Source organism: Salegentibacter flavus (assembly GCF_900115145.1).
Classification (GTDB): Bacteria; Bacteroidota; Bacteroidia; order Flavobacteriales; family Flavobacteriaceae; genus Salegentibacter; species Salegentibacter flavus.
The window spans coordinates 399,593-412,362 of sequence record NZ_FOVL01000001.1 but is presented as its reverse complement, the minus strand read 5'-3'; the positions used below and the strand labels follow the sequence as shown (position 1 = coordinate 412,362).

The 12,770-nt window shown below is 42.0% G+C and carries 11 protein-coding genes; 2 read left to right on the top strand and 9 right to left on the bottom strand.

Translation table 11 applies throughout. The annotated features are described in order from the left end of the window. The 4 genes from BM266_RS02000 to BM266_RS01985 form a co-directional block, all read right to left on the bottom strand. A complete protein-coding gene (locus BM266_RS02000; RefSeq protein ID WP_093405183.1) occupies positions 1-2,634 on the bottom strand; it encodes a cation-translocating P-type ATPase in 2,634 nt (877 codons plus the stop codon). 31 nt (positions 2,635-2,665) lie between these two features. Then, complete coding sequence (ppsA, locus tag BM266_RS01995) at positions 2,666-5,032, bottom strand: phosphoenolpyruvate synthase (protein ID WP_093405182.1); 2,367 nt, start codon at positions 5,030-5,032, stop codon at positions 2,666-2,668. An 11-nt stretch (positions 5,033-5,043) separates the two neighbouring features. Next, positions 5,044-5,430, bottom strand: coding sequence for a hypothetical protein (locus tag BM266_RS01990; protein WP_093405179.1), 387 nt, complete (start codon positions 5,428-5,430; stop codon positions 5,044-5,046). 79 nt (positions 5,431-5,509) lie between these two features. Further along, a complete protein-coding gene (locus tag BM266_RS01985; RefSeq protein ID WP_093405177.1) occupies positions 5,510-6,616 on the bottom strand; it encodes a DUF6920 family protein in 1,107 nt (368 codons plus the stop codon). 171 nt (positions 6,617-6,787) lie between these two features. On the opposite strand from BM266_RS01985, the gene BM266_RS01980 reads away from it, so the two are divergent. After that, a complete protein-coding gene (locus BM266_RS01980) occupies positions 6,788-8,077 on the top strand; it encodes a cation:proton antiporter (RefSeq protein WP_093405175.1) in 1,290 nt (429 codons plus the stop codon). Here the strand turns inward: BM266_RS01980 and BM266_RS01975 are convergent. From BM266_RS01975 to BM266_RS01955, 5 genes are all read right to left on the bottom strand, one after another. Further along, positions 8,057-8,761: an LrgB family protein gene (locus BM266_RS01975; RefSeq protein WP_245760362.1), complete on the bottom strand. Its 705-nt coding sequence runs from the start codon at positions 8,759-8,761 to the stop codon at positions 8,057-8,059. The two genes, BM266_RS01980 and BM266_RS01975, sit on opposite strands and share 21 nt — an antisense overlap. Then, a complete protein-coding gene (locus BM266_RS01970) occupies positions 8,758-9,090 on the bottom strand; it encodes a CidA/LrgA family protein (RefSeq protein WP_093405170.1) in 333 nt (110 codons plus the stop codon). The genes BM266_RS01975 and BM266_RS01970 overlap by 4 nt, the downstream gene beginning before the upstream one ends. Positions 9,091-9,102: 12 nt before the next feature. Next, positions 9,103-9,876: a creatininase family protein gene (locus tag BM266_RS01965; RefSeq protein ID WP_093405168.1), complete on the bottom strand. Its 774-nt coding sequence runs from the start codon at positions 9,874-9,876 to the stop codon at positions 9,103-9,105. An 86-nt stretch (positions 9,877-9,962) separates the two neighbouring features. Beyond that, on the bottom strand, positions 9,963-11,015 hold the full coding sequence (locus BM266_RS01960) for an RluA family pseudouridine synthase (RefSeq protein WP_093405166.1): 1,053 nt from the start codon (positions 11,013-11,015) through the stop codon (positions 9,963-9,965). Continuing rightward, positions 11,015-11,620 carry a PASTA domain-containing protein gene (locus BM266_RS01955; RefSeq protein ID WP_093405163.1) on the bottom strand — a complete coding sequence of 202 codons (606 nt, stop codon included), beginning with the start codon at positions 11,618-11,620 and terminating at the stop codon, positions 11,015-11,017. The genes BM266_RS01960 and BM266_RS01955 overlap by 1 nt, the downstream gene beginning before the upstream one ends. 101 nt (positions 11,621-11,721) lie before the next feature. Here BM266_RS01955 and BM266_RS01950 point away from each other — a divergent pair, with 101 nt between their 5' ends. Beyond that, the gene (locus BM266_RS01950) at positions 11,722-12,696 is read left to right on the top strand and encodes a D-alanine--D-alanine ligase (RefSeq protein ID WP_093405322.1); all 975 of its coding nucleotides are present in this window, start codon (positions 11,722-11,724) and stop codon (positions 12,694-12,696) included. The last annotated feature ends 74 nt before the right edge of the window (positions 12,697-12,770 follow it).

Sequence of the window (12,770 nt, the reverse complement as noted above, 5' to 3'; positions counted from 1 at the left end):
CTAATTTGTTAATCCTATTTTTTTTAAAATCTGTGATAACAACAAGGATGCAAAGGCGAAGACTGCAATAATCAGGAATTGCTCTTCATTTAAGGCTACCAGGGAAAGGGCCTCCTGCATAATGGGAATAAAATAGACCACCACCATTATAGCAATGGAAAATACAAGAGCTGCCCACACCCAGGGATTTTTGGTCACTTCATTTACCAGGAAGGAAGCTTTTCGACGGGGCAGGTTAAAAACATTCAGTAATTGTGCTAAGACCAGGGTATAAAAGGCCATATTATTAACTTCAAGCGCTGGATAAGCTTTGCCCAAATGAGCATAGACCACAATTCCTATTACTGCTGAAGTAATACTAAGTCCATACAAGACAGTAGAGGTCCATAATTTACGGGTGAGAATGGGTTCCTGCGGATCCCGGGGTGGCTGCTTCATCACCTGGGGATCACCTTTACCTACTCCCAGGGCCAGGGCCGGAAAGACGTCGGTTACCAGATTTAAAAACAGAATTTGCAAAGGCAAAAGCGGTAAGGGTAGGTTACTGAAAGATGCCAATGCTACAGAAATTATCTCTGCAAGATTACAGGAGAGCAAAAAAACCACAAACTGCCTGATATTTTCAAAGATGGTGCGTCCCTGCCGTATAGCAAGCTCGGTTGAAGTAAATTTATCGTCCATTAGGATCACATCAGCTACTTCCTTGGCAGCCTCTGTTCCCCGAATTCCCATTGCAATCCCTATATCTGCTTTTTTAAGGGCTGGAGCATCATTCACTCCATCCCCAAGCATCCCAACTATTGCTTTATTTTTCTGATAGAATTCCACCAGATCAAGTTTTTGCTTCGGTACCATCCTGGCAAATATCCCGGCTTCCATGACGGTTTTTTTCTTTTCGGGAGAAAAGGCCTCAAATTCTTCCAGTTCCCGCCCCAGAATTACTTTGGTTCCAGGGGCATCTTCTTCAATTAAACCTATTTCCTCGCCTATTTTCCTTGCAGTATCCGGGTGATCCCCTGTGATCATCACCACCCTGATACCCGCATTTTTATAGGTTTCTATTGCCTGTTTTATATCTTTTCGTGGAGGATCCAGAAAACCAAGAATTCCCACAAAAACCAGGTTCTTCAACAATTCTTCTTTATGTGGTTTTTCCTGAGATTCCCGGTAAGCAAAAGCCAACACCCTAATCCCTTCAGCAGCGATCTCTCCTGCTTTTTTTTTCCAAAATTCCTTATCGGTGAATTCCTTTTCTCCATCCGGAGTTAAAATAAGATCACAATCCGAAAGCAATGCTTCCAGGGCACCTTTTACAGTAATGAGATAATGGTCTTCATAGTTTTGAAGGGTGGACATTTTCTTGATTTCTGCATCGAAGGGAATTTCCGCTACTCTGGAATATTTTTCCCGCATTTCTTCATAACTGAAGCCCTGATCCGCAAGGAATTCAACAAGCCCGATCTCTACCGCGTCACCTTTTTGTTTCCCATCACGCAGGCTGCTATCATTACAAAGCGCAGCTACTTCGATGATCTTTTGAAAGGCTTTATCGTCTTTAAGATTGTTGGCATTAATATCATCTAAAGGATACTCCCCCGAAGAAAGCACCAGATAATGAATACTCATCTTATTCTCGGTAAGTGTCCCGGTCTTATCGGTGCAAATAATTCCTGTTTCTCCCAGGGTTTGTACTGCTTCCAGTTTTTTGATTACCACATTACGCCGGGAGAGCCTCAACATCCCCCTGGCCAGGGCTATAGTTGCCACAATAGGAAGACCTTCGGGAATAGCAGCTACTGCCAGGGCGATCCCGGTTTTTATCATCAGGGGGAGATCTTTACCCTGAAAAAATCCCGCTATTACAATTAATAAAGCGAGTCCAAGGGTTAGCCAAATCAACCAGTAACTAAGTTTTTTCAGCTTTTTTTCCAGCGGGGTTGTGTCTTTCTTTGCTTCATGGGTAAGCTCACTTATTCTTCCGATCTCGGTTTTGGTACCTGTTGCAATAATTACCGCTTTGGCTTTTCCTCTGGCTGCAATTGTCCCTTTGTAGAGCATATTTCTCCGATCGGCAAGCGGCGTATCTTCAGGAAGTTCGTCCTCAATTTTTTCGATCTGGTTGCTTTCACCGGTAAGCACGGCTTCTTTTACAGCAAAACTCCGGGATTCCAATACCCGGCCGTCGCCAGGGATCACATCTCCTGCCTCCAATTCAACAATATCACCGGGTACCAGCAACATTGCTCTTATTTTTTCAGTCTTTGAATCTCTTAAAACATTGGCTACGGTTTGCACCATTTTTTGCAGGGCCTCCACCGATCTTATCGCCTGCCATTCCATAAAAAACCCGATGAGTGCCGTTATAAGAATTACTATTAACACGGCAAATCCTTCTAACCACTCGCTAAATGCAAAGGCCAGCATCATTGCGGCAGCAAGAATATAAATTATAGGATCAAGAAACTGTTCGAAGAGAATTAACCAGATGTTTTTGGTTTTCGCATTGCGTAATTTGTTTTGCCCATATTGTTTCAGGCGTTTCTGTGCCTCTGCTGCAGACAGGCCTTTTTCAGGATCTACAGAAAATTCAGAAAGAATCTCCTCCTTTGATCTCGCATATGCTTCTTTGGGCATTATACCGGGGTTTGATTAAAGTACTAAAAACTCAGTTTCCTTCGGCTTTATTGATGTTTTCGATTCCTTTCAGCAGCGCATCAGGATTAAACGAGATACTGTTGATGCCTTCCTTTACCAGAAATGCTGCATATTCGGGAAAATCGCTGGGCGCCTGTCCACAAAGTCCAATCTTTATACCGGCCTTATTGGCTTTTTTTATCGCTGTTGCTATCATTTCCCTGGCTGCCGCATCATTTTCGTCAAAAACATCAGCCATTACCTCAGAATCCCTGTCTACCCCGAGGGTAAGCTGGGTAAGGTCGTTTGAGCCGATAGAGAAGCCGTCGAAAATTTTAGCAAATTCTTCGGCCAGAATCACATTGGAAGGAATTTCTACCATCATATAGATCTCGAGGCCATTCTCTCCCTGTACGAGTCCGAAATTTTTCATTAGCTCAACAACATTCCTACCTTCCTCCAGGGTTCGGCAAAATGGAATCATCACCTTTACATTGGTAAGCCCCATTTCGTCCCTTAGTTTTTTAATAGCCTTACATTCCAATTCAAAACCGGCTTTATAAAAAGGATGATAATAACGTGCGGCTCCCCGGAATCCAAGCATCGGGTTTTCTTCTTCTGGTTCAAACTGTTTCCCACCTATGAGATTTGCATATTCGTTACTTTTGAAATCGCTCATTCTAACAATCACTTCTTTGGGATAAAAAGCAGCTGCCATAACCGCCAGTCCGCGGGATAGTTCCTCTACAAAGTAGTCCTTCTTATCCTTATATTGCCAGGTGAGCTCTTCGATGGTTTTTTTTGTTTGGGAATCACTTATCTGGTCAAACTTCACCAGGGCCATTGGGTGCACTTTTATAAGGTGGGTGATTATGAATTCCATTCGCAGCAGTCCGATCCCGTTATTGGGATAAAAAGAAAGCTGAAAAGCCCTGTCGGGATCAGAAAGGATTAATTTAACTTCTGTTTCAGGTAGATTTATTTTACCAAAATCTATTTCCTTCTTTTCGAATTTCAGCTTTCCTTTATAGACGAAACCAGTCTTACCCTCACAGGAAACGGTTATTTCCTCACCATCTTTAATAATTTGGGTGGCATCATTGGTTCCTACTACTGCCGGTACGCCGAGTTCCCGGGCTACTATAGCAGCGTGGCTGGTGCGGCCACCACGGTCTGTAATAACTGCAGCCGATCTTTTAAGTAGCGGGTCCCAGTCTGGGCTGGTGGTTGAAGTCACCAGGATATCTCCAGGTTTTAGTTTATGTGCTTCAGCGGGAGATTTCAGGTAACGCGCGATGCCTGTGGCGATACTGGAACCTATGGCATTCCCGCTTACCAGCATTTCAGAATGTTCGGTAAGGTGGTACTCCAAATGATATCTCCCCTCTTTTTCCCTATGTACGGTTTCGGGACGGGCCTGGGTAATAAAAAGCTGGTTTGTTTCACCATCTTTAGCCCACTCTACATCCATAGGTTTTGAATAATGATCTTCTATCACCAAGATCCATTTAGAAAGCTGAATCACTTCCTCATCACTTAAAACGTAGGAATCCTGTTTTTCAATTGGAGTATCCATAGTTACAGTAGAGGAATGCCCGTTAGATTCAGAATAAACCATGGTGAGCTCTTTTCTACCCATTTTTTTCTGAACTATGGGGTTTTTATCTTTTTTAAGGGTGGGTTTAAAAACATCAAATTCATCGGGGTTCACCAACCCCTGAACTATGGTCTCTCCCAACCCCCATACACCAGATATATGAATAAGGTTTCGAAAGCCTGATTCTGGTTCCAGGCTGAATCCAATCCCAGAGCAGCCGATATCTGATCGCACCATTTTTTGAACCCCCACCGATAGCGCAATATCGTGATGGACAAAGCCGTGATCTTCGCGGTATTTTATAGCGCGGTCTGTATAGAGGGAGGCAAAACAATTTCTAACGGCTTTCAAAAGCACTTCTTCGCCGGTAATATTTAAAAAAGTCTCGTGCTGGCCGGCAAAACTGGCATCCGGAAGATCTTCGGCTGTTGCGCTACTTCTTACTGCCACAGGAATATTACCCGATTCCCCCAATTCATTATAGGCCCGCCTGATCTCATTGGCAAATGCATCTGAAAACTCAGAGGATTTTATGATTTTTCGCGCTTTAGCCCCAATTTCACCAAGGTTTTCAAAATGTTCTATATCGAGCGTTTTAATGAGATCTTTGAGTTTTTGTTCCAGGTTATTTTCCTTCAGAAAAGACCAAAAGGCTTCTGAGGTTGTAGCAAAACCATCAGGCACTAACACGCCTTCCGAAGAAAGCTCATTAAACATTTCGCCCAGGGAAGCATTTTTACCTCCTACCTGCGGAAGATCGTCAAGAGACAAGTCACTGAATTTCTTTATAAACTCCATCATAATTCAGAATTTTAATATAATACCAGTTGGTAGCCCATATTCAACAGAAATATTCCCATAAGGAAAAGAATGATATAGATTACCTGCACAAACCTGATATTAAGGGTGGTTAGTCGGCGGGTTGTAGAATCAGGAAACACAAAAAGTCCAAGGCCTATAAAAAGAGATATCCAACCCAGACCTGTAATAATAAAGCGCCAATCGGGTTCCCATATATTGTGAAAAAGAATGTTTAAAAGCCCTAAAATAATCGCTGCAAAGGCGGCCAGAATCAGAAACTTTTGATCTTTGAGATCTTCGAAGATCTGCCTTATCCTTTGTGGGTTGAAACTAAGGATAAAGAAAAAAATAAGCAGATACCAGCCCCAGAATTTGGCAAGAAAGACAGACGTTTCCATAAGCTTAAGCGCATTGGTTTAACCCAAATTTACCAGTTATAAGCCAGAATTAATATGACAAATATCAGTGCAGGTTGGCTTAATTTGGGTAGAACTCACCACTATTATAATCTACTTCCATAATTTCCAGTTCCAGCCAGGTAAAATCTCCCTCTGCCAGTTTCCAGGTAATTCTGCATTTATTGGGAATCCTATACCCTGAAAACTCTTTAAAATCAAGCATTTCGATATGCCAGGTTTCTTCCTTTGCATCTTGTTCCCCACCATAAAAGCGTTCGGCCTGGAAAGAAAGTAACTCCCCGTCTTCCGAAAAATTAAAAATCCCCGAAACCTTTTTTCCATATATTTCCAGGTCTGCCCGGGCGGCATTCCCATTCAAGGCTTCCCAACTGATTTGATTGCTTAAGGCTGCTGTGGGAAACCAACAGATCTCTGCGAGAAAACGCTGCATAGCCCCGGAATCTATTTTATCATTATTATATTCATTTACCACGGGAAACAGGGAGAGCAATTTAATGAGCATCTCTCCTTCCCCGTTTATCAACTTATCCCGGCCATCAAAATAAACGGGAGATCCAGAGTTAACACGGGCAGTCCAGATGAAAGAATGCGCTTTAACATTAAAATATTGGATAGCCTGAAAAGGCATCCAATCTGCATCGGGTTTAATCTTCATTCTACCCTGCTGCCGAAGCCGAACGAAAGCAACTTCCGGGTTATCTCTTACTCCTGAATTTCTCAACCATTTCCGGACTATTTCCGGAAGTTGAGTATTCTCTTCCAATTCTGCAGATACCTCTGTTGAAGTTTCATCAAGTTGAACTAAGCGGGTCACCTCTTTTTCTGTTTTTTTCTGAAAATAAAAACTGCCCAGGGCCGGAAGACTTATAAGTAAAATAACCAGGTTAAGAACACTGCCATATTTGGCGTCATGCCAGGCCAGAATAATAAGACTTTGAGAAATTATTACAGCGGCAAGTGCAAAAAAAGGCCACCAGGATTTATCCAGGAAATATAAATAAAGTACATATAAAAAGAGAAGCGTACAGAACAACCATAAAAAACCCAGAGGTTTGGAGATTTCCAGTTGAAGCTGTCGTATTTTACCGATTTGGAATGCCTTGAAAAAACCCAGCAGATGAATAAAGGCATGAACCAGTAGAATTATCCCAACGAGAATCTTCATTTTTCAAGGATTACAGACTATAAATTTACCGGAATAGTATTGATGAAAAAATGATGAAAATCATCAAAGCAATTCCTAAGAGCCATTTCCTATCCCCTAATTGTTAGCCTTTTGTGAAAGTCTGAAAACATATTCGCTACAAAGCAAAAAATCTGTTATTTTTATATACCTATGAAAGACCACTACCTTATCCTCGCAGGAGTAGGTTTAGCCACCCTGATTATGGCCTGGCTACCCTCGGTTTCCAAAAAGATTAAAGTCAGCTCTCCTATTCTCTTGCTGTTAATAGGTTTTTTACTTTTCTATATAGACATCCCATTGAGGTGGCCAGATCCTTTGTGGAACGATCTCAGCCTGATGTACTTTTCAGAAATGATCGTGATCATCTCCCTGATGGGAGCTGGTCTAAAGATAGGAACAGAATATTCTTTTAAAACATGGAAGCGCCCCCTCTTACTTGTTTTCGTCACAATGCCCCTTTGTATGCTCTCTGCATATCTTCTGGGTAATCATTTTTTATTGCTAAGTGTTCCATCTTCTCTGCTTCTGGCAGCCGTTCTCGCCCCAACAGATCCTGTTTTGGCGGCTGAGACCCAGCTGGACGACCCAAAAAGGGAAAAAAAATTCAAGGAACGGGTAAGGTTTTCCTTAACCGCCGAGGCAGGGTTGAATGACGGGATGGCTTTCCCATTTACCTATTTGGCTCTGCTTGTAGCACAGGCAGGCGGATGGGCAATGTTTGACTTTAGTGACTGGTTTTTAGATAAATTTTTACTGAAGATTATAATCGGGGTGATACTTGGTATCGCCATTGGTAGATTGATAGGGTTTCTTTTGGATAGGCTTCACCGATGGTCAAGCATCAAAACTTTTGATGGATTCCTGGCATTATCGCTAACAATTTTTAGCTACGGTTTAACAGAATTACTCCATGGTTATGGCTTCCTGGCTGTATTCTTTGCGGGCCTAAGCTTGAGATATTATGAAAAGATAAGCGGGGATTACAAGAAGAAGATGCATGATTTTGTTCACGAAATCGAGCGGCTATTGCTGGTGGTATGGATCATCTTATTTGGTGGCTCGCTAATGAATGGAATGCTGGAATTAACAGACTGGAAAGGAATCTTATTTGCCTTTACATTTGTTTTGGTAATAAGACCCCTGGCAGGATTAATAGGAATAGCGGGAATAAAGGAATCCTTTAAAAGTAAACTGGCGATAAGTTTTCTAGGCATAAAAGGAATTGGCTCGGTATTTTATCTTTCCTGGGCATTTGTACAATTTGATGGGTTTGAGAACAGAAATGAACTACATTCCATTACTGCTTATATTATTTTAATTTCAATAATTTTTCATGGGCTCACCGCTCCCTCTATTATCGGCTATTTCAAAAAAGACAAATTTGGGAATGATGTAGTAGAGGAAGAAGAAAGCGGAGTTTCAGAAGATTCTGAAAAATAATTCTAAGAGATATGGGGTAATAAGAGCGGTAATAATTCCATTAAGGCACATTGCCAGGCCGCTATAAACGCCTTGAATCTTTCCCTCTTCAAAAGCTCTTGCGGTTCCAATTCCGTGGGCTGCGGTTCCAAGGGCCGTGCCGATGGCGATCTTGCTTTTTATCCCTGATTTCTTCAGAATAAATGGGCCGAAGGCATTGCCAAATATTCCTACTGCTATGACTATTCCCGCAGTAATTTCAGGGATTCCATTCAAAAGCCGGGTTATTTCAATCGCGATAGGTGTGGTCACCGATTTGGCTGCAAGAGATCTGGTGATCACCTCAGGAGCTTTCAGCAATAAAAGAAAACCGGTAACACTTAGCACACCGGTAATCCCTCCGGCGACCACCGCAAGAATAAATATCTTTAAATTCTGTTTTACCTCTTCATATTTTTCATAAAAAAACACGCCTAAAGCTACCACAGACGGCCCAAGGAAAAAGCTAATATATTCTCCACCAACATTGTAGGTTTCAAAATCTATCCGGAAGATTAGCAGGAAACCAATTATTCCCGCGATGGCGATCAGCACCGGATTCAACAGCAAATAATTCCACCTTTTTCTGAGTTTTACCGCAAGGAAATATGCGATCAGGGTTATAAAAACCCCAAATACCGGAAGCTCGAAAAATTGCTGCATCATTTCCCGGTTTTTTCAAGAATTATAGCCGTTATATAGAGCGTAAGAATACTGCTGAAAATCACAGCCACTGTTATAGGTAGCCAGAATTCGGCTATCAAATTAAAATGAACCATCAAGCCAACGCCATAGGGAATAAAGAAAATCACGAGGTATTTAATTAGTTTATCTGATGCGGGTTTCACATCCTTCAAACTAATTAGTTTTAATTTTAAGGCGATAAAGATGAATAGCATCCCCAGAATATTCCCCGCCACGGGAAGTTGGAAAAGCCAGGAGACCAATTCTCCCGCGATCAGAAATCCGAAAATATAAAGCAGACTTTTTAGCATCAATTTCAGGGCTTATTCGTACATATCCTGAAGATCGGCGTGATGCAAATCTGTGATAAACTGTGCGATCATATCGGTGGTTTTCTCAAAGAATTGCCTGCCATTTTCTGCGGTGGCTCCTTTGGGATTCCCTACCCCGGTATCTTCTGTAACTTTAGTCCAGGCACGTTGTGAAGTCGCCCAACCTTCTTTAAGTCCGCGGATTTTAAAGGTTTTTGCAGCTCCATCTCCGGCTTCTTCCAGGGGAAGCACCAGATCAGGAGTTAGATGCATCACCGTAGCGGTCTCCAGTTCTCCCGCGTGATCGCCGGGCTCCTCAAAATACTTTTTTGCATCTGAAAGTTGCCACCAGTTAATAGCACAAATAAAAACATCGGGATATTCCAGGCTTAGTTCCCGAATCATCTGTTTAAAATTATTCCCGCCATGTGCATTCAGAATAACCAGTTTATAAATTTTATGGGCATCGAGCACCTGAACCACATCTTTTAATACCGCATACTGGGTTGAAGGATTCATATTCATACAAAGCTTCACTTCCATTTGGCCTGTATTAACGCCAAAAGGAATGGTAGGCAAGACAATAGGTTTTGCATTCTGCTTCCAGGCTTTGGCGGCAGCTTCTATGGCATTGGATTCCCCTAAAATATTATCGGTTGCATAAGGGAGGTGATAATTATGAGCTTCAGTCGCTCCCCAGGGGAGGATGGCTACGGTATAATTCTCATCTTTAACCTGTTTCCAATTGGTTTCGGCCAATACGTAAGGCCTTATTTTATTACTCATAGCTTCAGTTTTCTGGATTTAAAATCTATAAATTTAAGGAAACCATAAGGTTTCAGCCATCCGAAGTACAAGGAAATTTGAAAAAACTAATCCAGATTATCTTTCAGGTTCTTGGAATAATTGCGCCACTTTTCAATACAGTTCTGCATATCCTGAGGGATCTCGGTATCAAAACTCAGATCCTCTCCTGTTTCGGGATGAGTGAAGCCAAGGGTTTTGGCGTGCAGGGCCTGGCGGGGAAGCACTTTAAAACAGTTATCGACAAACTGCTTATATTTAGAGAAAGTAGTTCCCTTAAGGATCTTATCTCCCCCATAGCGTTCGTCATTAAAAAGCGTATGGCCAATGTGCTTCATATGAACGCGAATCTGGTGAGTACGGCCTGTCTCGAGTTTACAGGAAACCAGGCTAACATAACCAAAACGCTCCAGAACTTTGTAGTGAGTAACGGCTGGCTTTCCCTTAATTTCATCGTCACCTTCATAAACTGTATTCTGTAATCTGTTTTTAGGATGACGCCCAATATTGCCTTCAATTTTGCCTTCATCTTCTTCCACATTTCCCCATACCAGGGCCACATATTCCCGGTCGCTGGTTTTATCGAAAAATTGCTTAGAGAGATGCGTCATCGCATGTTCAGTTTTCGCAACTACAAGCAGGCCACTGGTGTCTTTATCAATACGATGAACCAGTCCCGGGCGCTCACTGCTGTTATTTGGCAGGTTATCGAAATGGTAAATCAGGGCGTTAATTAAGGTCCCGCTGTAGTTCCCGTGACCGGGATGCACAACCATACCTGCAGGTTTATTAATAACCAGCAAGCTATCATCTTCATAAACAATATCAAGGGGAATATTCTCTGGAGTAAGCAGGAATTCATAAGGCGGATGTTCAAACATCACCTGCACTATATCGCCCGCTTTTACCTTGTAGTTTTGCTTTACCGCCTCGTCGTTAACATAAATATTTCCGGTTTTGGCTGCTTTCTGAATTTTATTCCGGGTAGCATTTTCTATAAAATTCATCAGGAATTTATCCACCCGTAAAGGTTTCTGACCAATTTTTGCTACGAATTTGTGATGTTCATAGAGGGTTTCGTCCTGTTCCTCAATCTCGTTGTTATCGTCTTCTTTCCTCATTAAAATTCCAGTTCTTCTTCGTTATCACCCTCTTCATCTTCACTTTCCGAATAACGGCCGGAACCGTCCCCCAATACAAGATCTATTTTTGAGGTCTTCATCAATTCGTCTCCAGCTTCTATTTTTTGGCCTTCATGTCTTAATTCCAGCACCGCGTCTTTTGCGATATCAGGTTTATAGGTAACGTCTCCTATTTCAAAACCAAGCGAACGCAGGGTTGGTTCGGCCTGGCGGCGGGTTCTTCTGATAAGGTCAGGGATAATAACCTTTCTGTAACCCGAAGGATTAAGGGTGAGATATATTTTTCGGTTCTCTTTCACATACTGTCCGGGTTCGGGAACCTGTTCGATCACCGAAAAACGCGGAAAATCGGGATTAAAATTAGCAGAATCCAGGATCTCATACTGCAATTCCAGCGTTGCCAGACGATCGTCTACCTTATCAAGAGACATTTTCGAAAGATCAGGTACCTCGATACGCTGTTCCTGATTGGTAGAATAATCGAGCCATTTTAATGCAAGAAAAGCGATCACGATCAAGGCAATCACAGCCAGTACCAGCTGAATTAAAAAAGTTTTGCTAAAGATAAATTTAAATAATCCCATACATTTGTTTGTGAGCGACAAAGATATAAAACCCGGGCTTTTGGTTGCAGGCCTTATTAATGATATTTTTGTTTAACGGAAATAAACTCCAAAAATTGAAGATGAAGAAAAAAATCGCCATCGCAATGGGCGGGTATTCGAGCGAATATCACATTTCTATAAACAGCGGTAATATGGTTTATAAACATTTAAACCGTGAAATTTATGACCCCTATCGGGTACATATCTTACAAAACGGCTGGTCTGTGATAGATGAAAACGACAATCCATACCCGATAAACAAGAATGACTTTACGGTAAAGATAGGCGAAAAAACCATAAGCTTTGACTGCGTTTTTAATACAATCCACGGTACACCGGGAGAAAATGGTTTACTGCAGGCATATCTCGAATTAGTGGGAATCCCTCAAACGACCTGCGGATACTACCAGGCAGCCCTCACTTTTAACAAAAGGGACCTGATAAGTGTTTTAAAAGCCTACGGAATAAAAGCAGCAACAAATTATTTTTTGAACAAAGAAGATAGGATAGATTTTGAAGAAATTATAGACCGCGTGGGCCTACCCTGTTTCGTGAAGGCTAATCGTGCCGGAAGCAGCTTCGGGATCACCAAGGTTAAGAAAAAGGAAGATTTAATTCCGGCAACCAAAACTGCATTTAAGGAAGACAATGAGGTAATTATCGAATCTTTCCTGGACGGCACCGAAGTTTCGGTTGGAGTGATCACCTGGAAAGGCAAAGTTCGAGCCCTACCGGTTACCGAGATCATTTCTGAAAATGAATTCTTCGACTACGAAGCCAAATACCTGGGGAAGTCACAGGAAATCACCCCGGCAAACATTTCAGAAGAGAAAACCAAGAAAGTACAGGAGATCGCCAAACTGATCTATAAAAAATTAAAGATGAAAGGTTTCACCCGTTCAGAATTTATTTTTCACAAGGGGGAGCCTCACTTTATTGAAATGAACACAACGCCCGGACTGAGCCAAGCCAGTATTTTACCACAACAGGCACAGGCCGCTAACATTAACCTTACAGAGCTATACGGGAGTGCCATTGAAGCGGCATTAAAGTAAAACCCCCTCTGAATTTTTAATTATATTTACGTGGTTTTCTGTCAGCTTGGGAGGAATTTGAATATGGGATTTCC